The sequence below is a fragment of the Herbaspirillum sp. Her3 genome (assembly GCF_057961275.1).
The window spans coordinates 3,236,638-3,259,022 of record NZ_CM176328.1 but is presented as its reverse complement, the minus strand read 5'-3'; the positions used below and the strand labels follow the sequence as shown (position 1 = coordinate 3,259,022).

Here is a 22,385-nt window from a genome sequence, read left to right as displayed (position 1 = left end):
AAGCGATATGAACAAAAACGCCATGTGCCGCACCGACATGGCGTTTTTCATTGTGGCGCCGCGCTCGCTCTCCCGCGCCCGGCGCGCCCCAGCAAGGATCAGGACAGACATGCAACCCAAGCAAAAGATCGTGATGGCGTCCAACAACGCCGGCAAACTGAAGGAATTCGCCAGTCTTCTCGGCGACATCGGACTGGACGTCCGCCCCCAGGGTGAGTTCGACGTGCCCGAGGCGGAGGAGCCCTTCGGCACCTTCGTCGAGAACGCCCTCGCCAAGGCGCGTCACGCCGCCCGCCTGACCGGGCTGCCGGCGCTGGCCGATGATTCCGGCGTCTGCGTCAATGCCCTGGGCGGTGCGCCGGGCGTTCATTCCGCCCGCTATGCCGGCGAGCCCAAATCCGACGCCAACAACAACGCCAGGCTCATCGCCGACCTGGCGGCGCACGCCGACAAGTCCGCCTATTACTACTGCGTGCTGGTCTACGTGCGCCATGCCGATGACCCGCAGCCGGTCATCGCCGATGGCCTCTGGAAGGGTGAAATCATCGACCAGCCGCGCGGGCAGGGTGGTTTTGGCTACGATTCGTACTTCCTGCTGCCAGCGCTGGGCAAGACCGCAGCCGAACTGACGGCAGCCGAGAAGAATGCCGTTTCGCACCGTGGCCAGGCCCTGCGTGCGCTGGTCGAGAAGCTGGCATGATCCGGATCAAGCCGGTCCCGTCCGACATCCCCGCCACTCACGCGGCCAGCGGCCCGGCGCAGGCAGCGCTGGCCTTCCTGAAGCCGGGCAGCCTGCAACTGACGGCTTTGCCGCCCTTGTCGCTGTACGTGCATTTTCCGTGGTGCGTGCGCAAGTGCCCGTATTGCGACTTCAATTCGCATGAAGTGAAGGGCAGTTTCCCCGAAGAAGCTTACCTGGATGCCCTGCGCAGCGATCTGGAACAGTCCCTGCCGCTGATCTGGGGCCGCAAGATCCACACGATCTTCATCGGTGGCGGCACACCCAGCCTGCTTTCGGCGGCGGGACTGGATCGCCTGCTGTCGGATCTGCGCACCCTGCTGCCGTTCGATGGCGACATCGAAATCACCATGGAAGCCAATCCCGGCACCTTCGAGGCTGACAAATTCCGCTCCTACCGGGAGAGCGGCATCAACCGCCTCTCCATCGGCATCCAGAGCTTCAACAGCCAGCATCTGCATGCCTTGGGACGCATCCATGACGGCGACCAGGCGCGCAAGGCGGTGGAGATTGCGCACGCCAATTTCGACAATTTCAACCTCGACCTGATGTACGCGCTGCCGCAGCAGACGCTGGACGAGGCGCGCGCCGACATCGCCACGGCCATCGGCTTTGCGCCGCCGCACCTGTCCCTGTACCACCTGACGTTGGAACCCAATACGCTCTTCGCCAAATATCCGCCGCCGGTGCCCGATGACGATACCAGCGCCGACATGCAGGACATGATCGCAGAGCTGACCAATGCTGCCGGCTACGTCAACTATGAAGTCTCGGCCTACGCCCAGCCCAAGCGCCGCGCCCGGCACAACCTGAACTACTGGCAATTCGGCGATTACCTGGGCATTGGTGCCGGGGCACATTCCAAGTTGTCGTTCCCGCACCGCATCGTGCGGCAGATGCGCTACAAGCATCCCCAGGCCTATCTGGAGCATGCCAAGGCAGGCACGCCCATCCAGGAAGAGGCCGAAATCGGCCGCGATGCGCTGGGCTTCGAGTTCATGCTCAATGCCTTGCGCCTGACCGAAGGCTTCTCGCCCAATCTGTTTGCCGAGCGTACCGGGATGGGCCTGAACCAGATCGAAAAAGCGCTCAACCTGGCCGAGCAAAAAGGCATGTTGTATCGCGATCACGCTTTGATCCGGCCGACCGATCTTGGCCGCCGTTTTCTCAATGATTTGCAGGAAATTTTCTTGTCAGAGTAAAGCCTTGTTGCAAGCCAGCTTTTATCAGGTATATTTAGAAAAAATTTAATTTTAATTAAGTATTCTGCTGGGAAACTTATTTATAGTTTTTCAACATGACCGAGCGTCTCGGCAGGCTAACGGGGCGCGCCACGATAAAAATATGGCTGTTCAGGATAAAAGCGTTCCATTCCCACTCGTGTTTTTGCAGCCCGTTGCGGACGTCCATCACGTCTGGACCGCGCTGTCTCTGCATATTTCGCCAGCGGTCGAGGATGGCAGTGCCTTGCTGTCCCGCCTGTTCAATGAATTCGACCTGCACGATGCGCTGGGTGGACTGAACTGCATCATCCCGGTGCGCGACCCCGCCGTCTTCGCGCCCGAGTTCCAGAAAGAGGTCCCGCCTGGCCAGCTCGCCTTGCGCGTACCGGTGGAGCACTGCGTGGATCCCGGCAAGATCGATGCGCTGGACTGGCTGCACAGCCGCGGCTTTGCCATCATCGCTGATGGCTTGCCGGCGCAAGGCGCGAGTGTCTTCCCCTTCGTCGAATCGATGGCGCTGGATGCCGGCATGGGCCACCTTCCGGAAACCCGGCAATGGCTGCAGCGCCTGCGCGGCCCGCATCTGGCCGAGAACGTAGGCGATCCGGTTCAGTTCGATGCTTGCCGGGTGGAAGGTTTCCGCTGGTTCTCGGGTGACTATGCCCTGCATCCGGATAGCCGCCTGTCGCAAAAGAATTCGATTTCCCGTGCGCGCCTGTTGAAGCTGCTGGAGCTGGTGGCGCGCGATGCCGACGCCAACGAACTGGAATCCCTGCTCAAGCAGGACCCGGCCTTGTCCTACCAGCTCTTCAAGCTGGTCAGCTCGGCCGCATTCGGCTTCTCGGCGCATATCACCAATTTCACCCAGGCCATCAACCTGCTGGGTCGCCGCCAGTTGCAGCGCTGGCTGCAACTGCTGTTGTATGCACGTTTCCCCGGCGACGAGTCGGCCAATCCGCTCCTGCCGCGCGCCGCTGCCCGCGCCGCGATGATGGAAGCCATGGCGCTGAAGGTGGAATGCAGCCAGGAAGAACTGGACCGCGCCTTCATCACCGGCATGTTCTCGCTGCTGGACATTCTCTTGGGCATGCCCCTGAACGACATCATCGAGCCGCTCAAGCTGCCGGTCGATATCGTCAACGCGCTGGTCTATCGCAGCGGCACGCTGGGCAAGCTGCTGGACGTGGTGGAACGCTCCGAGGATGGCCGCATCCCGCTGCGCCATTCCGACCTGGATGCTGCGGGTCTGGATGCCGAGGTTTATTGCCGCTGTCTCATCCAGGCCTTCAATTGGGCCACACGGGTCAGTACTGAGGCGTGATGACGATGATTTCCTCCGTGGGCAATGACGATCTGGCATGCTGTTCGGCACTGCTGGACGCCATGCAGAACCTGCAGGGCATGGCCCTGCACGCGGCGCTCGGAGGGATTGCGTCCGGTTTCCTGAAGCGTCCTGGCGGGCGTTATGTGGTCAGCCCGCCGCCGGAGGTCGCCAATGGGCTATGCCAGGCGGTGCAGTACGAGGGGGCGCAGTTCGGCTACTTCGTCTTTCCGCCGCTGACCCGCCCTTACACCGAGCATGAGCGCACTCGCCTGGGGCTGCTGGCGTCCTTCCTCGGACGCCTGATGCAGCGCCGCGCCGAGACTGACAAGCGCGCCCGTTCACTGGACCAGATCGAGGCCAAGCTGGAACAGCAGGCGCAGATCCTGAACCAGATGCATGAGTCGGTCATCACCATGGACCCGGCCGGTTTCATCACCAGCTGGAACCGCGGGGCCGAGCAACTGTTCGGCTACAGTGCGCAGGAAGCCATCGGCCGCAACGTGCTCTTCCTCTACGAGAACGAGGAGGAAGAAGACTCCCTGCGCGACCTGTTCCTGGAGCAGGGTGGCCGCGAGATGGAAGTGCGCCGCCGCAAGAAGTCCGGCGAGGTGTTCTGGGCCAGTTTGTCGCTGTCGGTCATGCGCGACCAGAGCGGCCACGCCATTGGCCTGATCGGCTATCTCAACGACATCACCGAGCGCAAGAACGCCGAAAAGCTGATCCATCATCTGGCCTACTATGACGCCCTGACTGGCCTGCCCAACCGCACCTTGCTCACCCGTACCGTGGATCAGGCGCTCACCGAAGCCCGCCATGAGGACATGCATGGCTGCGTGATGTTCGTCGACCTGAACCGTTTCAAACCCATCAATGACACGCTGGGCCATGTGGCCGGCGACATGCTGCTGGTGGAAGTGGCCATCCGCCTGCGCCGCGCATTGCGCGAGCAGGATCTGGTGGCGCGACTGGGCGCGGATGAATTCGCGGTGGCGCTGTTCGACATCGACAAGGATTACCATCCCGGCTTCGTCGCCCAGAAGCTGCTGGGCGTGTTTGATGAACCCTTCTTCATCGACGGCCATGAGCTGCGCGTGGGCGCCAGCATCGGCGTGAGCATGTATCCGGAAGACGCCAGCGACACTGAAACCCTGCTGCGCCTGGCCGACATCGCCATGTACCGGGCCAAGCAGGGCGGTGACAACAATGAAGGCGGCTACGTTTATTACAGCGAAGAGATGAACCGCAACACGCTGGACGTGCTGCGCATCGAAACGGGCCTGCTGCACGCCTTCGAATACGACGAGTTGCTGCTGTACTACCAGCCCAAGGTGGATATGAACACCCTGGCCATCACCGGCGGCGAAGCCCTGGTGCGCTGGCAGCATCCGGAGCGCGGCCTGCTGCTGCCGGGCGAGTTCATCCCCATTGCGGAAGAAACTGGCCTGATCGTGCAACTGAGCGATTGGGTGCTGGATGCCGTGTGCCGCCAGGCGCGCTCTTGGAGGGATGCCGGCTTGCCGCCGATTCGCATCGCCTTGAACGTGACGGCCCGTGAATTCACCCGCTCGCTGCCTGATCGCGTACGTGCCGCCTTGAACCGTCATTCCCTCAGCGGCGACTGGCTGGAACTGGAAATCACCGAGAGCATGCTGATGCATAGCACGGACCGGGTCATTTCCATCATGGAAAAGATCTGCAGCCTGGGCATCACGATTTCGCTGGATGACTTTGGTACTGGTTATTCCAGCCTGTCGTACCTGAAGCGTTTCCCCATCAACACGCTCAAGATCGACCGTTCCTTCACCATGGGTATTCCCGACGATACCAATGATTGCGCCATTGCCAGCGCCATCATTGGTATCGCCAAGCAATTGCGTCACAAGGTCATTGCCGAAGGGGTAGAGACCGAAAAGCAGTTCAACTTCCTGCGCGAAGCCGGCTGCAACGAACTGCAGGGCTTCCTGTTCTCGCGCCCGGTCCCGGCCGCCGACTTCCATGCCATGCTACTGGAAGGGCGCAAGCTCAATGTGATTCCGGAGGCCGCTGCATCGGCTGCATCCGATCCCATCTCTCCTGACCAGTGATACCTTTTGCCGGGCGGCCTGCGCTGCCCGGCTTGTTGCTGTCTTTCCTTGAATTTGCGTGTTGTCCTCTGCCGCGTCCGCTCCTGTGCGGCAGCGCAGGGGACGAGAAATTGAATACTCTTGGGGCATTCTCCCGAATCTTTTCGGTCTGATGGGGGAATGTTGTCCAGATTTCATGGCGGATTTCGCCGGTTTCCTGCGGGTCGCCGTGCCAGTGTCTATTCTTCACCCTTCGTTCAACCAAGGAGAATGATCATGAAACGACATATTGCATTGCTGGCCCTGGTGGCTGGCGCATCTGCGGCCTCAGCCGCCATGGCTGCGGAGGCGCCGATCAAGGTGGCGCTGAACCTGGTCAATGCCCAGGGCGTGGCCTCCCCGGCAGGGGAGGTCACCATCAGCGAGACGCCGTATGGATTGCTGTTCCAGCCAGCGCTGACAGGATTGCCGGCGGGTGTGCATGGTTTCCATGTGCATCAGAATCCTTCGTGCGCGCCACTGGAGAAGGATGGCAAGATGGAACCGGCGCTGGCGGCAGGAGGGCATTGGGATCCGCAGAAGACTGGCAAGCATGAAGGCCCGTATGGCGAGGGCCACCTGGGCGATTTGCCGGCCCTCTACGTGACGGCGGACGGCAAGGCCGATTATCCCGTGCTGGCGCCGCGCCTGAAGACCTTGGCCGAAGTACGCGGGCATGCGCTGATGGTGCATGTGGGCGGTGACAACCACTCGGATCATCCGGCGGCGCTGGGTGGTGGGGGTGTGCGGTTGGCTTGTGGGGTGATTCAGTAAGGAGCGTCTGCCTTATACGGCCAAGGCCAGAGGGATTGGCCCATCGTAGCAGGGGATTTTTCGAGAGAGGGATAAAGCAGAAGGGAAATGAAAAATGGGTCCATCAGGACCCGTTTTTCATTTGAAGCTTTGGCGGAGATGGAGCGAGGTCTTATTCGTCCCAAGAAGAATACTCTTTGGTCTTTGATCTACCTTTTCGCTTGGCTCTCCACTTTTCAGGCAGCCTTCTCAACTGAATCGTTTTTGGGTGAATGAATCGCGTACTTGTATTTCTCGTCGCCACCGAAATAGACCACACGCGGGTCGGAAGGTAAGGTCGAATCCTTGTAAAAGTCGGCCAGGGACTCATGCACATAAAATTCGAAGAATGAAAAAATACGCTCGTCCTTCAAGCCCTTATCGCGCACGAATTCACTCTCATACGCATCGAGCAGTACCTTGTAGTGCGGGCGCAATTGTTTGCGTTTCTCCGGATTCTTCCGGCAAACCTGATAAATATCTTGAGCATCTGACATGAGTTGATTATCGAGCTCTGCCATGTTTTTGGACAAGCTGCCGACGGTGGGCATGGTATTCAATTGGGCCTTGGCCGACAGGTAAGCATTCAGCGCCTCATCACGCGAATACTTTGCCTGATTGAGCTTTTCCAGGTATTCGGACTGGCGCGTATCGGGCGCGGAGTAGCTGCTGCGACTCAACAGATAATTCTGGTATTGCTGTTCAGCCTGGGAAACCTTGACGTTTTCCGCATGGTACTTGCTGCGCAGTGTTGTCACCTGACTTTCCAAGTTCTTGGATTCGCCTTTAAACACCTTCTCGTTGCGGGTAACACGCTGTTCTTCGCTCTCGTCGCCGGTGCGTTTGCGCCGGATTTTAGCGAAGCGCCAGGCAAAGTAGAGCGCCATGTGCTTATTGTGTTGATTTGCTCGCAGAATTGACCCTCTCCATTTGACCCACCTTCCATTGCCTTCCAAAGGCTGCCACGCGGTCATAAGACCCTTCATATCCCAGCTCTCGTAAGTCCAGGAACATCTGTTTCAGGGTTCGTCTCTGCTTGCGCGATTTGACTGCCTCAGCGCTGAGCCAGGCTGAAAGTCGAGGCGCGAATTCATCTAGGGCACTGGATGAATGCCTTGAGGGGTAGGAAGGCTCGATCGCTCCGGATCGGATATAGCGACGAACCGTGTTTCGAGAGATGTCCAGCCGGCGGGAGATTTCCCTGATCGAGATGTGATCGCGGATGTACCAGCGTCGAATAATTCCAAGTAGGGCCACGTCTATCACTCCGTTCTCCTGCTCGCTGTGATGAGCAGGATTGTGGTCTAAACATGGGTCAACTTAGGATGCAAATTTCCGGGGAAAGTGGGTCAGTTTTCGATGCAACTCAACACATCAACGGGTTCGGAGCGGGGGGGATTCTTTAACCTGATTTGATTGTGTGAGAGAAAGGCTGCCCGGAAAACAAAAAAGCCTCCGATCTGGAGGCTCCTTTGAGGTGGTAAAAACAGGTGGTAAAGCTACCAACTTTTCACCGTCTAAGTCTTTGATTTAAAAGACTTTCTATTCATTGGCGGAGACGGAGGGATTCGAACCCTCGATACAGGTTTAAGCCCGTATGCTTCCTTAGCAGGGAAGTGCCTTCGACCACTCGGCCACGTCTCCACACTGAAGGCTGTTGTCGCATTGCTGCGTTGCCTCAGCGAAGACCGAGATAATATCTTCTCATTTGCATCCGGTCAACAGTGGTCTTGCAAAAAATCACCGTTTTTTCACCGACGCGGTCTTCGCCTTGAATCAGCGCGCAATTTACTTGGCGCTGTCCAGATCAAAGGCCTTATGCAGGGCGCGCACGGCCAGTTCCATGTACTTCTCGTCGATCAGCACGGAGATCTTGATTTCCGAAGTGGAGATCATCTGGATGTTCACGCCTTCTTCCGACAGGGTGCGGAACATCTGCGAAGCGATGCCCACGTGGCTGCGCATGCCCACGCCCACCACCGAGACCTTGGAGACCTTGGTGTCGCCGTTGATGGCAGCCGCACCGATGTGCGCCTTCACGCTGCTGTTCAACACTTCCACGGCCTTGGCATATTCGCCGCGCGGCACCGTGAAGGTGAAGTCAGTCTTGCCTTCCACCGACTGGTTCTGGATGATCATGTCCACTTCGATGTTGGCGTCGGCCACCGGGCCCAGGATCTGGTAGGCGATGCCCGGACGGTCGGGCACGCCCAGCACGGTGATCTTGGCTTCGTCGCGGCTGAAGGCGATGCCGGTGATGGTTGCTTGTTCCATGTTCTTGTCTTCCTCAAACGAAATCAGGGTGCCGGAGGCGGCTTCTTCGGCCAGCGGCGTGAGCGGGTCGGTCAGCGACGACAGCACGCGGGTCGGCATCTTGTAGTTGCCGGCGAATTCCACGGAGCGGATCTGCAGGACCTTGGAACCCAGGGAGGCCATTTCCAGCATCTCCTCGAAGGTCACGGTCTTCAGGCGGCGGGCATCGCTCACCACGCGCGGGTCGGTGGTGTAGACGCCATCCACGTCGGTGTAGATCAGGCATTCGGCAGCCTTCATGGCCGCGGCCACGGCCACGGCCGAGGTGTCCGAGCCGCCACGACCCAGGGTGGTGATGTTGCCGTCGGCGTCCACACCTTGGAAGCCGGTGATGATGACGATCTTGCCGGCATTCAGATCCTTGCGGACCTTGGCATCATCGATAGAGCGGATGCGCGCCTTGGTGAAGGCCGAGTCGGTCTTGATGGGAACCTGCCAGCCAGCGTAGGACACGGCCTGCTTGCCCAGCGCCTGCAGGGCAATGGCCAAGAGCGCCACCGAGACCTGTTCGCCAGTGGAGGCCAGCATGTCCAGCTCACGGCCATCGGGCTGGGCCATGATTTCCTTGGCCATGCCCAGGAGGCGGTTGGTTTCACCAGACATCGCCGAAGGCACGACAACGATCTGATGGCCGGCGTCGTGCCATTTGGCAACGCGCTTTGCGACATTCTGGATGCGCTCGATTGAGCCCATCGAGGTGCCGCCGTATTTGTGAACGTATAAAGCCATAGGGATAAAAATAGGTGGCCCGACTTTGACAAGAAACCCTTAGCTAGGCCGGAAGGAACAAACCCTTGACTTTACATGCGGTGCGCCAAAATCTCAAGGGAAAGCTTGATCTGGCACGACTTTGCGGGGAATTTTGCATGTGGCAACGCAGCAAAAATGAGCGTCGGCAAGCGCTTGCCTGCACGATTTGCCAGGCTCAGGCGGTGAGAATGCGCGGGCCGTGCACACCAGGCTGGATAAGTGAAGAAAAAGGGAAGGCAAGAAGAGGCGGGGTGAAGGCTGGGGCACCAGCTGTCATGCGCCCGGTCATTCATGGCGGCATGGCAGTTGGTGCTGCGGTACGTGGAACTGCGGTACTGCTGGTGAAGCTGCTACGGTATTGCAAGATCCCGGCAAGCCGGTTCAGACGCAGGCGGCGGGCATTCGTTCGCGCTCATTTCAGTTCAGCGCGGGGCATGCTCCGGTGCGGAACACGGCCGTGAGGGAATCGGTCCATCCGTCATTCGGATGCAAATCGGTTCCGATCAGGCGCCGGTGTACAGGCTTTGCGAGGCGCCGTTGGCTTGTTGCACTTGCTTTTCGACATCCTGGCGGCTCAGTTGCGAGGGAGCCTGGCGAATGAAAGGATATTCATTGCGCGAGACGATCTCGTGATTGGTTTGGGCGCGTTGCAGTTCAGCCTTCACGTCGGCGCGGGTCTGGGTCGAGTGGAACGGGGTTTCCGGGGGATACGGTGCTTCGGCCATGGCGGCGCCGGCAGCGGCCAGCAGGGAGGCGGCAACGACGATATTCTTGATGTTCATGATAGTGTCCTCTGTTCAGGTAAGTGGGGGGTGTTCTTCTCCAGAGGCCGGCAAGCCGGTGCTCTCCTCGTGGAAAGCCCACTCGCGGGCATGCTGGCGAAGCCGGCTGGCGTCTTCTGTATTGCTGTGTTGCTGTGCTGCATCGCGCCAACCGATAACTGAAGTGTAAATATTGCGAAGACGAAGAAAAATAGGTTTAATCGGAATTGACTATTTCTCTTTGTGGAACAATCGAGGGCTTGAAAAATGGATCGTCTGCAATCAATGCGGGTGTTTGCCAAGGTGGTGGAGCAGGGCAGTTTCGTGCGCGCAGCCGAGTTGCTGGAGATTTCCAATGCCGTGGCCACCCGGTTCATTGCCGATCTGGAAGCCCATCTGGGCACGCGCCTGCTCAATCGCTCGACCCGCCGTCTTTCCCTCACCGAGGCCGGGCAGGCTTATCTGGAGCGGGTGCGCATGATCCTGGCCGAGGTCGATGATGCCGAGGCCTTGGTGTCCATGGAGACCAAACGCCCGGCCGGCACCCTGGCGATCTATTCCAATGCCGGTTTCGGCCAGTCCCAGCTGGGCGAGATGCTGGCCACCTATGCCGAGGCTTACCCCGAAGTGGCGCTGGACATCCACCTTTCCGACCGCTCCATCGACCTGGTGGAGGAGGGCATCGATATCGGATTCTTCAGTAGCATGCAAAAGTTCGATGCCAGCATGATCGTGCGACAGCTGGGTGTAGCCAAGGTGATCCTTTGTGCTTCACCTGCCTACGTGGCCCGCGCCGGTGCGCCTGAACAGCCCGAAGACCTGTCCCGGCACAGCTGCCTGAACTTCTCGCATGAATATTTGCGCCATCACTGGCATGTCAATACCGAGGCCGGCGTGATGGATGTGCCCATCGTCAGCAAGGTGGTTTCCAATAGCGGGGTACTGTTGCGCGACCTGGCGCTGGCCGGCATGGGGATCGTGCTGCGGCCTTCCTATTCGCTCGGGGATGACCTGCGCTGTGGCAAGCTGGTGCAGGTGTTGCCGGGCTTCGATATGGGCCAGGTGGTCATTTCAATGGTGTATCCGAGCCGACGGCTGTTGTCGGCCAAGGTGCGCAGCTTTGCCGATTTCGTCAGCGCGCGCTTTCCGCATCCGGAAACCGATCCCTGGCTGGGCTGAAACCCGCTGCAAGCCTGGGGAGCTTCAGCCGATCACGTCGGCCAGCTTGTCCAGCAGCGCGCATTCCTGCTGCCAGGTGCGGCGTTCCGGCGTACTGGCGGCTTCGCGCTGCAGCTCGGCGTCGCTCTTGTCCAACTGGGCCAGCAGGATGCGCTCGGCCAGCCGGGTATCCGGTTCCATGGGGCCGAAGAAGGCCACGGTGGCGCCGCGTTCGATCAGGAGGGTGGGGAAATTGTCGATGTCGAGATCGCCGACCAGATCGGCCTGGTCTTCGATGTCGATCCAGACGAAATGGTGTTGCGGATAGCGTGCCGCCCAGGCCTGGAAGGCAGCTTCATATTCACGGCAGCTGCCGCACCAGTTCGCGCACAGGCAGGCCACGACCCAGGTGTCGTTGCGAAGCGCCTCGGCAAGGTGGCGGCGGTTGGTTTGGTCTAGTTTCTGGTAGGACATGGCGTGCTTATTTTACCCCCTTCGCGGCGCATGGTTTTGCGCTGCCGCACAAAGGCTCACGATAGACGCGAACGAACCGAACAATTGCGCGCCGCACGGTAAAATAGCGGGATGTCCACGATTCTTGCCATTGAAACCTCCACCGAGCTGGCCTCGGCGGCCTTGCTCTACCGGGGCGAACTGATTGCGCGCCAGTCCGCTGGCACCCAGACCCACTCCGATGCCATTCTCCCCATGATCCAGCAATTGCTGGCCGATGCCGGCCTGGCGCTGTCCCAATGCGACGCGCTGGCCTTTGGTGTCGGGCCCGGCTCCTTCACTGGCGTGCGCACGGCCTGCGGCGTGGTGCAGGGTCTTGCCTTCGGGGCCGACCGGCCCGTAGTTCCTGTCATCACCTTGGAAGCCGCAGCCCAGGCTTGCCGCGACGAGGCGCCCGAGGCCGATGAAGTCCTGGCCATCCTCGACGCCCGCATGGGTGAAGTCTACTGGGCCCGTTACCGGGCCCGCGCCCAGGGCGGCTGGGATGTGCTGGCCGAACCGGCCCTGTCGTCCGCTGCCGATGTGCCGGTGGATCACCGTCCCCACGCTTGCGGCAACGGCCTGTCGGTGTATGCCGAGCACTTCAGTACTGACTTCTGCGCCAGCGCCTTTGCCTCCATCCATCCGCTGGCCATGCCCCATGCGCGCCAGGTGGCTACGCTGGGCCAGGTGCATTTCAACGAGGGCCTTGCCTTGCCCGCGCAGCAGGCCCAACCGCTTTACCTGCGCAACAAGGTCGCCCTGACCACTGCCGAACGCGAAGTGCGCGATGCCGCCAAAGGTGCTGCATGAGCATGGATGAACTGGCGCTGCCTCAGCCGGTCTTGCATCCGCGTTATGGCCGTCTGCATTTCGCGGCCATGGGCGCGGGCGACCTGGATGCGGTGGTGCGGATCGAAGAGGCCGTCTATTCCCATCCCTGGACCCGGGGCAATTTCCAGGATTCGCTCTACAGCGGCTACCAGGCGCAGACGCTGCGTGACGGCCACGGCGAATTGCTGGGCTATTTCCTGGTCATGCTGGCTGTCGATGAAGCGCATCTGCTCAACATCAGCGTGGCCGCGCTGCATCAGCATCAAGGGCTGGGCCGCCTGCTGCTGGACCAGGCCACGGCGCTGGCGCGCCAGCACCGCATGCGCACCATGCTGCTGGAAGTGCGCGAATCGAACCTGCATGCGGCCAAGGTCTACCGCCAGTACGGCTTTGCCGAAATCGGCCGGCGCAAGAACTACTATCCCGCCGCCAACCAGACCCGAGAAGGGGCTATCGTCATGAGCCTGCCCTTATGAATGAAGAATTGAAACAAGAACCGGACTTCGGGTCCTCCCTGGCCTTGCTGGATGCCCTGGGCATCGGCCCGGTGTGGGTGCGGCGCGAACTGGCGGTGGAAGAAATGCAGGCGGCACAGGTCGAAGCACCTGCGCAGGAAAACGTCGCGGCCGCTCCGGCAGCACCTGCGGAACTGCAAGAAGCCATCCTGCCCGAGCCCGTTGTCGCACAATCCAGAGCACCCGTCGCGGCCCCTGCAGTGCGGCCGCAATCACCGGCGGCCCCCGCTGCGCCGGTTCGCCCGCGCGCCCCGGCCGAGGAAGTGGGCGGCCCGCCGTCCTGGCTGGACGAGATGGACTTCGCCACCTCGTTGGAGCCCATGCTCATTCCTGACGGCGATGAGGACGAAGACGCTCCTGCCGTCGATCCCGTGTTGGCCCGCATCAAGGCCATGGACTGGCCGCAGCTGAAGCAGCAGGTATCCGACTGCCGCCACTGCGGCCTGTGCCAGGGACGCAAGAACACCGTCTTCGGCGTGGGCGACGAAAAGGCCAAATGGCTCTTCATCGGCGAAGGCCCGGGCCGCAACGAGGACCAGCAGGGCGAACCCTTCGTCGGTCCGGCCGGCAAGCTGCTGGACAACATGCTGCAGGCCATGGGCGTCAAGCGGGGCGAAAACGCCTACATCGCCAACATCGTCAAATGCCGTCCCACTGACGACAACGGCCGCGACCGCCCGCCCTCGCCGCAGGAGGTGGCCTCCTGCCTGCCGTATCTGCAACGCCAGATCGAACTGATCCAGCCCACCGTGCTGGTGGCGCTGGGCAAGACTGCCGCCATTTCGCTTTTGGGCATGGACCCGGCTACACCCGTCTCGCGCCTGCGCGGCACGGTGCATCGCTATCAGGACCGGCCGCTGGTTGTGACCTATCACCCGGCCTACCTGCTACGCACGCTCACCGACAAGAGCAAGGCCTGGGCCGACCTGTGCCTGGCGATGAGCACCTACCAGGCACAACCGCGCTGAGGCCATGCCGGGCATGGACTTGACCACGCATCAGGCGCGCTTCCACCAGCGCTGGCCGGCGTTGCGCGATCCGCACGTGCGCGCGCTGGCCTGGTTGCTGTATGCGCCTGACCTGCTGGCTGCGGATGCGGCCTGCTGGGAAGGGCGCATCGCCACGCTGGGCCAGCTCTCGCCCGAGGTGGCCGGCTGGCTGCATGACCTGCAATACGATCCCGTCCTCAACGCGGCGCTGCACGCCCACATGGCGCAGCAGCCTTCGGGGCGCCTCGGGCGGTATGCCGAAAAACTCCTCGGCTTCTATCTGCGCCAGCAGGACTGCCTGGTCGCCGCCAACCTGCAGGTGCGCAACCAGGGAGCGACGCGGGAGACGCTGGGAGAATTCGATTTCCTGGTGCGCTCGCCCGATGCGGAGAATGATGCAGGCGTCGTGCATTGGGAATTCGCCACCAAGTTCTACCTCCTGCAGGCGCGAGAAGCTTCCATGCAAGCGCAGGCCGACGCCTTCGTCGGTCCCAACCTGGCCGACTCACTGGGCCGCAAGATGCGCAAGATCATGCAGCAGCAACTGCGGCTTTCCGAACATCCGGCCGCCCAGGCGGTGTTGCCCGCGCCAGTAGTGGCGGCGCGTGCCCTGGTCAAGGGGTGGCTGTTCTATCCGCTGGGTGTGGAGCTGGTCTTGCCACCGACAATGGGCATCAACGCTGACCATTGCCGGGGATTCTGGTGCGATGCGCCGTCCTTGCAGGCCATCGACGATGGCGCGGCGTGCTATGCCTTGCTGCCGCGCCTGTCCTGGCTGGCACCGGCATGCTTGCCGGTCGGGCCGGGGATGTCGCTGGCGCAATTGCTTGGGAAGCTGGAGGAGATGTTCCAGGCCGACGACAGCCCGGTCATGGTTGCGCAATGCCGCGTGAAGGAAGGTGCCGAACCAGAACTGCTGGAGGTGGCGCGCGGCTTCGTCGTGCCGCCGCAGTGGGAAGCGCGTGCTGCGACTACCGTGCAGCACGCGATCGTTCAGGTCTGAGCCGTCGGCCCTGACCTTTTATTCATCTGAAATCAGTGGTGGGGATGCTTGTCCTCGCCGATCAGCGCCAGCGAATCGTGCTCGCGCTGGTTGGCGGTATGGCGGCGCATGATCAGGTACATCACGCCCGCCACGAAGCAGCCGAAGATGATGATGACGGTATTGACGTCCAGGTTCATGCGCACCATGAAGGCATACAGCACCAGCATGGTCAGCACCGAGAGGTTCTCGTTGAAGTTTTGCACGGCAATCGAATGGCCGGCACTCATGAGTACGTGGCCGCGATGTTGCAGCAGGGCGTTCATCGGCACCACGAAATAGCCCGACAGCGCGCCCACGATCACCAGCAGCGGATAGGCGATCCACACCGAGGTGGTGGTGGTCATCAGCATCACCACGATGCCCATGATGATGCCCAGGGGCATGACGGTCAGCGATTTCTTCAGCGGCACGAAGCGGGCTGCGGCCACCGCGCCCAGCGCCACGCCCACGGCGACGATGCCCTGCAGGATGGCGGCCCGGTCCAGCGGCATGTGCAGGGACTTCTCGGCCCACTTCAGCACGATGAACTGCAGCGTCGCACCGGCGCCCCAGAAGAGCGTGGTCACGGCCAGCGAAATCTGGCCCAGCTTGTCCTTCCACAGGGTGGTGAAGCAGCCGGCGAAATCGACGATGAGGCGGATGGGATTGCGTTCCTGGTGCTCGTAGCGGGCACCGGTATCGGGGATGTAGAAATTGAACAGCGCGGCGATGATGTAGATGCAGGAGATGATGCACAGCGCCGCTTCAGTGGGGGTGTCGACGGGCAGGTCGAAGAACGGGAAATCGAAGCTGAGGATCACGGCGGAAATCTTGGGATTGACCAGCGCGCCCCCCAGCACCGTGCCCATGATGATGGAGCCCACCGTCAGTCCCTCGATCCAGCCATTGGCAGCGACCAGTTTTTCCGGTGGCAGCAGTTCGGTGAGGATCCCGTACTTGGCCGGCGAATACGCCGCCGCGCCGAAGCCGACCACGGCATAGGCCAGCAACGGATGCACGGTAAAGAACATGAGGGAGCAGCCGCCGATCTTGATCATGTTGGTGATCAACATGACCTTGCCCTTGGGGAAGGCGTCGGCGAAGGCGCCCACGAAGGCTGCCAGCAGCACGTAGGAAAGCACGAAGAACAGCTTCAGCAGCGGGGTCATCCACGCTGGAGAGTGCATTTCGGCAAGTAGGGCGATGGCGGCGATCAGCAGCGCGTTATCGGCGAGCGACGAAAAGAACTGCGCCGCCATGATGGTATAGAAACCGCGATTCATCCCTGTCCAAGATGTATAACAAATGATGTCCGGCTAGCTTTATACCATGAAACCATGCGCACTCCGTCATAAGTCCCACCAGAAAGATGTTCGTCCGGTAAAATGCCCGCTTGTTCCCCGCTGGACAAAACTTCCGGGCGAACTGCGACAGGCAGGCCCATGGCGGCGTTGCTGCTCGCCGTGCGCATTGCCAGCTGATGCAGGCTGATTGCCATTGTGCGATCAGTCTTTTACTCGCCATCTGATTAGCCATCTGCCCCCGTTACTGCTACCGCCTATCATGCCAAGACCGATCGTCGCCTCCATCAGCATTTCCGCACTTCAACACAATCTCGCCGTCGCCCGTGCCCACGCGCCCAATGCCCGCGTCTGGGGCGTGCTCAAGGCCAACGGCTACGGCCACGGGCTGGAACGCGCCATGCGCGGCTTCGCCGACGCCGACGGCCTGGCGCTGGTCGAGCCGGACTATGCGGTACGCCTGCGCGAACTGGGCTGGACCAAGCCCATCCTGCTGCTGGAAGGGTTCTTCGATGCCGATGACCTGCCGGTGCTGGCCCGCCACGACATCCAGTTTGCCGTGCATTGCGACGAACAGATCGCGCTGCTGGAACAATTCGTCACTGATCGCCCCCTGCATGTGCACCTGAAGATGAACAGCGGCATGAACCGCCTGGGTTTCAAGCCCGATGCCTTCCGTGTCGCCCATGCGCGGGTGAGCAAGATCGCCAGCGTGCGCAGCATCACCCTGATGACCCACTTCGCCAATGCCGACGATGCCCGCAATCCGGCCCTGCCGCTGTCCGAACAGGTGCGCCGCTTCCAGGCCGGCAGCGAAGGCCTGCCCGGTCCCCTGAGCCTGTGCAATTCCGCCGCCGACCTGATGCATGGCGAACTGGCCCATGACTGGGTGCGCCCGGGCATCATGCTCTACGGCGGTACTCCCGGTGGCGGCAGCGCCGCCGACTTCGGCCTGCGTCCGGCGATGACGCTGGAGAGCCAGATCATCGGCGTGCAGGAAATCGGCCCCGGCGAAGCCATCGGCTACGGCAGCCGCTTCGTGGCCGACAAGACCACGCGTGTGGGCGTGGTCGCCTGCGGCTATGCCGACGGCTACCCGCGCCACGCGCCCACCGGCACCCCGGTGGTGGTCGATGGCATCAAGACCGGCACCCTGGGCCGGGTCTCGATGGACATGCTGTGCGTGGACCTGACCGACCTGCCCAATGCTGGCGTGGGCAGCCGCGTCGAGCTCTGGGGCCAGCAGTTGCCCATCGATGAGGTCGCATTTGCGGCGGGTACGATCGGATATGAATTGATGTGCGCATTGGCACCACGGGTGGCGGTACGCGAGGTCGACTGATCGAAAATAAATGAACTTCCTGACCGATTTTCGGGAAGTTCGGTGGACACGGACAGCACAGAGCACAGAGCAGCAAGGCGACGATGGCGAAGGTCAAGACCAATTACACCTGCACCGAATGCGGCGGGATCAGCAACAAATGGGCCGGCCAGTGTCCGGCTTGCGGGCAGTGGAATACCCTGGTCGAAACCCTGGTGGAGGCGGGTGGCGGCAATCGCTATTCGTCCACGCCGCAAAGCCTGGCGCAGACCGCACCGGTATTGAGCCTGGCCGATATCGAAGCCATTGATGTACCGCGCTTCGGCACCGGCATCGAGGAATTCGACCGCGTGCTGGGTGGCGGCCTGGTGCCGGGCGGGGTGGCGCTGATCGGGGGCGATCCCGGCATCGGCAAGTCGACCCTGCTGCTGCAGGCGCTGGCCAATATCTCCAGGCTCAAGAAGGTGCTCTATGTGAGCGGCGAAGAGTCCGGTTCGCAGATTGCCCTGCGCGCCAAGCGGCTGGCGGTGGATGCGCGCGAGCTGCAATTGCAGGCTGAGATCCAGCTGGAAAAGATCCTCGCCACCCTGGCCGAGCACAAGCCCGAAGTGGCGGTGATCGACTCCATCCAGACCCTCTATTCGGATGCCCTGACCTCGGCCCCCGGCTCGGTGGCGCAGGTGCGCGAATGCGCGGCGCAGTTGACGCGGGTGGCCAAGACCTCCGGCATCACCATCATCATGGTCGGCCACGTCACCAAGGAAGGTGCGCTGGCCGGGCCGCGCGTGCTGGAGCACATCGTCGATACGGTGCTCTATTTCGAGGGCGATACCCATTCCAGCTTCCGGCTGGTGCGTGCCTTCAAGAACCGTTTTGGCGCAGTGAATGAACTGGGCGTGTTTGCCATGACCGAGAAGGGCTTGAAGGGTGTTTCCAATCCCTCGGCCCTGTTCCTGTCGCAGCACGAAAACCAGGTGCCGGGCTCTTGCGTCATGGTGACGCAAGAAGGCACGCGTCCGCTGCTCGTGGAAATCCAGGCCCTGGTGGACAGTTCACACGTGCCCAATGCACGCCGACTCTCGGTCGGGCTGGAGCAGAACCGCCTGGCCATGCTGCTGGCTGTGCTGCACCGTCATGCGGGTGTAGCGGCGTTTGATCAGGACGTGTTCATCAACGCGGTTGGTGGTGTGAAGATCACCGAACCCGCAGCCGACCTGGCGGTGCTGCTGGCCATCAATTCCTCCATGCGCAACAAGCCCTTGCCGCGTGGCCTGGTGGTGTTCGGGGAAGTCGGCCTGGCCGGCGAGATCCGTCCGGCACCGCGCGGCCAGGAGCGCTTGCGCGAGGCGGCCAAGCTGGGCTTCTCGATCGCTGTCATTCCCAAGGCCAATGCGCCCAAACAAACCATCGAGGGATTGAAGGTGATTCCGGTGGAGCGCATCGATGACGCCTTGCAGAAGGCGCGCGAGATCGACGATTACGCCGCCTGAAGAAGTTTGGCCAAGGCTCAGCCGGGCGTGTCGAAGGTGACGATGACCTGGTTGATCTCGCCCTTGATGGGCGCCTCGCCCATGCGTGCCGTGCCGCGCACGCTGTAATGCAGCTGGAAGGGCCGGGTGGCGTCGCGGCCGTTGAAGAAGTCGGTACTGCCAGCATTGGCCTGGCTCACGTCCCAGCACCATCCCGCATCCTGCCAGCAGATTTTTGCCTCGAATCCGGGCGGCTTGCTGGCCAGCGTATAGCGCCAGCTGACCTTGCGAATGGTCGCGCCGGGCGGCACCTGTCCCACCACCTTGAATTGCGTGATGTAGTCAGTGTTGCGCTGGCGGATGTCCGGTCCCGGCTCGTCGGAGGCATAGGCGCCGGACGGGCCACCGCTGGCAGGCGCGATATTGCGCGGCGAAGGGCCGGTCGGCGTGACCGGCGAGACGATCACGATGGGCCGCTTGCCGGCGTCGCTGCCGGCTGCGGGGATGCTCAGGTTGCGGTCGGTATAGGTCTGCGCCCAGGCCAGGCCGGGTAGGGCAGCCCCCAAGAGCCAGGGCAGGAGGTGCCAGGGCGATGCGCGCTCACGCATGGCGGCGATGGCCCTTCAACGGCAGGGAAATCTGCACCAGCAGCCCGCCATGGGTTTCTTCGTGGCCCTTCAGGACCAGCTTGCCATTGTGCTTGAGCACGATGCGGTTGACGATGGCCAGCCCCAGGCCGGAACCATTGGCCTGGCCACGGGCGGCGTCGAGGCGGGTGAAGGGACGCAGCAGGCGTTCACATTCGCTCTCGGGCACACCGAAACCATGGTCGAACACTTCCACCACCACCTGGTGGCCTTCGATGCGGCTGCGCAGATGAATCTCGGCGCAGTCGGTGCCCGGCGTCTTGCCGTAGCGCCGCGCGTTCTCCACCAGGTTGCTGAATACTCGCGCCAGTTCGGTAGCATTGCCGGCTATTTCGGTGGCAGGCGTGATCTCGGTGGTGATCTTGACGTCCGACAGCCGCGCAGACTTGGCCGCGACATCTTCCAGCACTCCGGCCAGGTCGGTGCTTTCCATGCTGTTGGTGTCGATGGGCTTCGCGTAGTCGAGGAACTGGCCGATGATGCTGTCCATCTGCGCCAGGTCGGAGTGCATGCCGTCGCGCGATTCATCCGACAGATTGGCCATTTCCACCTCCAGCTGCATGCGCGCCAGGGGCGTGCGCAGGTCGTGCGAAATACCGGCCAGGATCAGTGCGCGGTCCGATTCGATGCGGTTGAGGTCGGCCACCATCTGGTTGAAGCTGCGGTTGGCCTCCTCGATTTCGGTCGGGCCGGATTCGGGCAGCGGTTCGGGCTGGCGACCCTTGGCGATGGCGCGGGCGGCCGCCGTCAGGCGGGCCAACGGCTGGTTGATGAGTGTCGAGATGAAGACCGCACCGATCAGCGAGAGGAACAGCGCAATCGAACCCCAACCCAGCCATTGCAGCCCCGAGGTGCGATCCAGCCGGCCGCGGTCGAGCATGAGCCAGTATTGGTCATCGTCGATGTTGAAACTGATCCAGAAACCGTCCACCTCGTTGACGCTGGAGGCAAAGATGGTGTTCTCGTCCAGCGACTGGCGCACGTAGTATTCCAGCTCGGGCACGATGGGCGAATCATCGAGCGGGGCGATGCGGTCAGTCTTTTCCAGCGGATAGATGCGGATGCCTTCATTGCTGGCCAGGTCGAACAGCAACTCCCTGCGCATCTCGGGGGCCGAGTGCGTCAGCGCGGCGCGCGTGATGGTGACCACCGAGACGATCTGTGCGGCCAGCTGCTCGGCCCGCGGGCCGCGTTCGACCATGCGAAAGCTGGCCACCCAGGCCACCATGCTGGCGGTGATCAGGAAGGTCAGGAGGAAGAAGGTGCGCCAGAACAGGCCGTTGCTGAACCATCCGGATTGAGGGCGGGTTTTCATCGGCAAACGGCCTGCGGGTCAGGGGTGAAGCGGGAAATCAGCGCGGTTTCCCTTCCGGGATGAAGACATAACCCAGGCCCCAGACGGTCTGGATGTACAGCGGATTGGCCGGGTCCGGCTCGATCAGCTTGCGCAGGCGCGAAATCTGCACGTCCAGGCTGCGGTCGAAGACTTCATATTCGCGGCCACGGGCCATTTCCATCAGCTTTTCGCGCGACAGCGGCTGGCGGGCGTTGCGTGCAAATACCTTCAGTACCGAGAATTCGCCGGTGGTCAGGGAAATCGTTTCGCCGTTCTTCTTGAGGGTGCGCGTACCCAGGTCGAGGATGAAATCGCCGAACTCGAAGGTTTCCGGCGTTTCCGAGGGCGCGCCCGGCAGCTCGTCGGGACCCTTGCGGCGCAGCACCGCATTGATGCGGGCCACCAGTTCACGCGGGTTGAAGGGCTTGGGCAGGTAGTCGTCGGCACCCATTTCCAAGCCGATGATGCGGTCCACGTCCTCGCCCTTGGCGGTGAGCATGATGATCGGGGTCTGGTCGCCGGCACCGCGCAGGCGCCGACAGATGGCCAGGCCATCTTCGCCGGGCAGCATGAGGTCCAGCACCAGCAGATCGTAGCGCTCGCGGATCCACAGCTTGTTCATGGCCTGGGCGTTTTCCGCCGTCACCACGTTGAAGCCTTGCTCGGTCAGATAGCGGCGCAGCAGGTCGCGCAGGCGGATGTCGTCATCCACCACCAATACTTTGAATTGATTGGTGGATGTTGTCGTATTACTATTGTTGTTGCCGGGAGTCGTATTCATGTTGCCTATGGTAGCGTCTTGGCGATTTTGAGCAAGTCGGGGCCGTTGATCCATTACAAACTGTTACATACCTTACCTTAATCATCTTATACCATCGCGGCCTGCGGCCTAAACTGGAATCACGTCGGGAAAGCCACGCCGTTACCGCTTTCTCTTCCTGATTCTCTGCCCCCGGAAAAATCGCATTATGAAGATTGCAGTCGTCAACAAGCTATGTCTGGCAGCGATGCTGGCGCTCGGAGTGGGAGCCGCCGCGCTGGCTGGCCCGCCCCAGGGCGGCCGGCCGATGCCCGGCCAGCCGGGCGACTTCAGGCAGCACGGCGGCGACTTCGGCCCGCCGGATCACCGTGACCAGATCGCCAGCGATCAGGACCAGCGCCGCAACGGCAAGCTCAGTGCCGATGAACGCCGCGAACTGCGCCGCCAGATCAACGAAGTCGGCCAGGACATCTACCGCGTCAAGCGTTGAGTTCGGCCAGCGGGAAAGATTCCCATTTCACCCGACAAAAAGCCC

23 protein-coding genes and 1 tRNA gene are annotated in these 22,385 nt (G+C 61.8%); 13 read left to right on the top strand and 11 right to left on the bottom strand.

Translation table 11 applies throughout. The annotated features are described in order from the left end of the window. Positions 1 to 109 precede the first annotated feature (109 nt). The 5 genes from rdgB to sodC all read left to right on the top strand — a co-directional run bounded on the left by rdgB (position 110) and on the right by sodC (position 6,162). Positions 110 to 700: an RdgB/HAM1 family non-canonical purine NTP pyrophosphatase gene (rdgB, locus tag ACVC5H_RS14790; RefSeq protein WP_489618598.1), complete on the top strand. Its 591-nt coding sequence runs from the start codon at positions 110 to 112 to the stop codon at positions 698 to 700. Further along, a complete protein-coding gene (gene hemW / locus ACVC5H_RS14785) occupies positions 697 to 1,941 on the top strand; it encodes a radical SAM family heme chaperone HemW (RefSeq protein ID WP_489618597.1) in 1,245 nt (414 codons plus the stop codon). Before rdgB ends, hemW begins: the two co-directional genes overlap by 4 nt. A 142-nt stretch (positions 1,942 to 2,083) precedes the next feature. Then, on the top strand, positions 2,084 to 3,283 hold the full coding sequence (locus ACVC5H_RS14780; RefSeq protein ID WP_489618596.1) for an EAL and HDOD domain-containing protein: 1,200 nt from the start codon (positions 2,084 to 2,086) through the stop codon (positions 3,281 to 3,283). 5 nt (positions 3,284 to 3,288) lie between these two features. Further along, entirely contained in the window at positions 3,289 to 5,370 is a 2,082-nt protein-coding gene (locus ACVC5H_RS14775; RefSeq protein WP_489622703.1) for a putative bifunctional diguanylate cyclase/phosphodiesterase, read from the top strand. Positions 5,371 to 5,625: 255 nt separating this feature from the next. After that, the gene (gene sodC, locus ACVC5H_RS14770) at positions 5,626 to 6,162 is read left to right on the top strand and encodes a superoxide dismutase [Cu-Zn] SodC (protein WP_489618595.1); all 537 of its coding nucleotides are present in this window, start codon (positions 5,626 to 5,628) and stop codon (positions 6,160 to 6,162) included. A 215-nt stretch (positions 6,163 to 6,377) separates the two neighbouring features. Here the strand turns inward: sodC and ACVC5H_RS14765 are convergent, their stop codons facing one another. From ACVC5H_RS14765 to ACVC5H_RS14745, 5 genes are all read right to left on the bottom strand, one after another. After that, on the bottom strand, positions 6,378 to 7,067 hold the full coding sequence (locus ACVC5H_RS14765; RefSeq protein ID WP_489618594.1) for a hypothetical protein: 690 nt from the start codon (positions 7,065 to 7,067) through the stop codon (positions 6,378 to 6,380). A 4-nt stretch (positions 7,068 to 7,071) separates the two neighbouring features. Further along, a complete protein-coding gene (locus ACVC5H_RS14760; protein WP_489622702.1) occupies positions 7,072 to 7,437 on the bottom strand; it encodes a winged helix-turn-helix transcriptional regulator in 366 nt (121 codons plus the stop codon). 293 nt (positions 7,438 to 7,730) lie between these two features. Then, positions 7,731 to 7,824, bottom strand: a tRNA-Ser gene (locus ACVC5H_RS14755). A 144-nt stretch (positions 7,825 to 7,968) separates the two neighbouring features. Beyond that, the gene (locus ACVC5H_RS14750) at positions 7,969 to 9,222 is read right to left on the bottom strand and encodes an aspartate kinase (RefSeq protein ID WP_338719381.1); all 1,254 of its coding nucleotides are present in this window, start codon (positions 9,220 to 9,222) and stop codon (positions 7,969 to 7,971) included. A 524-nt stretch (positions 9,223 to 9,746) separates the two neighbouring features. Next, positions 9,747 to 10,025 carry a DUF4148 domain-containing protein gene (locus tag ACVC5H_RS14745; protein WP_489618593.1) on the bottom strand — a complete coding sequence of 93 codons (279 nt, stop codon included), beginning with the start codon at positions 10,023 to 10,025 and terminating at the stop codon, positions 9,747 to 9,749. A gap of 246 nt (positions 10,026 to 10,271) precedes the next feature. Between ACVC5H_RS14745 and ACVC5H_RS14740 the strand changes: the two genes are divergently transcribed. Next, on the top strand, positions 10,272 to 11,183 hold the full coding sequence (locus ACVC5H_RS14740; RefSeq protein WP_489618592.1) for a LysR family transcriptional regulator: 912 nt from the start codon (positions 10,272 to 10,274) through the stop codon (positions 11,181 to 11,183). Positions 11,184 to 11,207: 24 nt separating this feature from the next. Here ACVC5H_RS14740 and ACVC5H_RS14735 read toward each other — a convergent pair whose 3' ends face one another. Then, the gene (locus tag ACVC5H_RS14735; RefSeq protein WP_489618591.1) at positions 11,208 to 11,636 is read right to left on the bottom strand and encodes a thioredoxin family protein; all 429 of its coding nucleotides are present in this window, start codon (positions 11,634 to 11,636) and stop codon (positions 11,208 to 11,210) included. Between the two features lie 111 nt (positions 11,637 to 11,747). Between ACVC5H_RS14735 and tsaB the strand changes: the two genes are divergently transcribed. From tsaB to ACVC5H_RS14715, 4 genes are read left to right on the top strand one after another with little or no spacing between them, the layout of a single operon-like run. Continuing rightward, entirely contained in the window at positions 11,748 to 12,467 is a 720-nt protein-coding gene (gene tsaB, locus ACVC5H_RS14730; protein WP_489618590.1) for a tRNA (adenosine(37)-N6)-threonylcarbamoyltransferase complex dimerization subunit type 1 TsaB, read from the top strand. A gap of 2 nt (positions 12,468 to 12,469) precedes the next feature. Continuing rightward, positions 12,470 to 12,964, top strand: coding sequence for a ribosomal protein S18-alanine N-acetyltransferase (gene rimI / locus ACVC5H_RS14725; protein ID WP_489622701.1), 495 nt, complete (start codon positions 12,470 to 12,472; stop codon positions 12,962 to 12,964). Further along, entirely contained in the window at positions 12,961 to 13,971 is a 1,011-nt protein-coding gene (locus tag ACVC5H_RS14720) for a uracil-DNA glycosylase (RefSeq protein WP_489618589.1), read from the top strand. Before rimI ends, ACVC5H_RS14720 begins: the two co-directional genes overlap by 4 nt. A gap of 13 nt (positions 13,972 to 13,984) precedes the next feature. Next, complete coding sequence (locus tag ACVC5H_RS14715) at positions 13,985 to 14,995, top strand: DUF1853 family protein (RefSeq protein ID WP_489618588.1); 1,011 nt, start codon at positions 13,985 to 13,987, stop codon at positions 14,993 to 14,995. Between the two features lie 32 nt (positions 14,996 to 15,027). Here the strand turns inward: ACVC5H_RS14715 and lplT are convergent, their stop codons facing one another. Both lplT and ACVC5H_RS14705 read right to left on the bottom strand, forming a co-directional pair. Further along, positions 15,028 to 16,299: a lysophospholipid transporter LplT gene (lplT, locus tag ACVC5H_RS14710; protein WP_489618587.1), complete on the bottom strand. Its 1,272-nt coding sequence runs from the start codon at positions 16,297 to 16,299 to the stop codon at positions 15,028 to 15,030. Beyond that, complete coding sequence (locus tag ACVC5H_RS14705; RefSeq protein WP_489618586.1) at positions 16,296 to 16,514, bottom strand: hypothetical protein; 219 nt, start codon at positions 16,512 to 16,514, stop codon at positions 16,296 to 16,298. Before ACVC5H_RS14705 ends, lplT begins: the two co-directional genes overlap by 4 nt. A 65-nt stretch (positions 16,515 to 16,579) precedes the next feature. Here ACVC5H_RS14705 and alr point away from each other — a divergent pair, with 65 nt between their 5' ends. Further along, the gene (gene alr, locus ACVC5H_RS14700) at positions 16,580 to 17,659 is read left to right on the top strand and encodes an alanine racemase (protein WP_489618585.1); all 1,080 of its coding nucleotides are present in this window, start codon (positions 16,580 to 16,582) and stop codon (positions 17,657 to 17,659) included. An 83-nt stretch (positions 17,660 to 17,742) separates the two neighbouring features. After that, entirely contained in the window at positions 17,743 to 19,128 is a 1,386-nt protein-coding gene (gene radA, locus ACVC5H_RS14695; RefSeq protein WP_489618584.1) for a DNA repair protein RadA, read from the top strand. A gap of 17 nt (positions 19,129 to 19,145) precedes the next feature. Here radA and ACVC5H_RS14690 read toward each other — a convergent pair whose 3' ends face one another. From ACVC5H_RS14690 to ompR, 3 genes are read right to left on the bottom strand one after another with little or no spacing between them, the layout of a single operon-like run. Then, the gene (locus ACVC5H_RS14690; protein ID WP_489618583.1) at positions 19,146 to 19,715 is read right to left on the bottom strand and encodes a flagellar protein FlhE; all 570 of its coding nucleotides are present in this window, start codon (positions 19,713 to 19,715) and stop codon (positions 19,146 to 19,148) included. Further along, positions 19,708 to 21,069, bottom strand: a complete 1,362-nt coding sequence (locus ACVC5H_RS14685; RefSeq protein ID WP_489618582.1) for a sensor histidine kinase — start codon at positions 21,067 to 21,069, stop codon at positions 19,708 to 19,710. The genes ACVC5H_RS14690 and ACVC5H_RS14685 overlap by 8 nt, the downstream gene beginning before the upstream one ends. Positions 21,070 to 21,106: 37 nt before the next feature. Next, entirely contained in the window at positions 21,107 to 21,871 is a 765-nt protein-coding gene (ompR, locus tag ACVC5H_RS14680; protein ID WP_338719406.1) for an osmolarity response regulator transcription factor OmpR, read from the bottom strand. A gap of 187 nt (positions 21,872 to 22,058) precedes the next feature. Between ompR and ACVC5H_RS14675 the strand changes: the two genes are divergently transcribed. Continuing rightward, a complete protein-coding gene (locus ACVC5H_RS14675) occupies positions 22,059 to 22,340 on the top strand; it encodes a hypothetical protein (RefSeq protein ID WP_489618581.1) in 282 nt (93 codons plus the stop codon). Positions 22,341 to 22,385 lie beyond the last annotated feature (45 nt).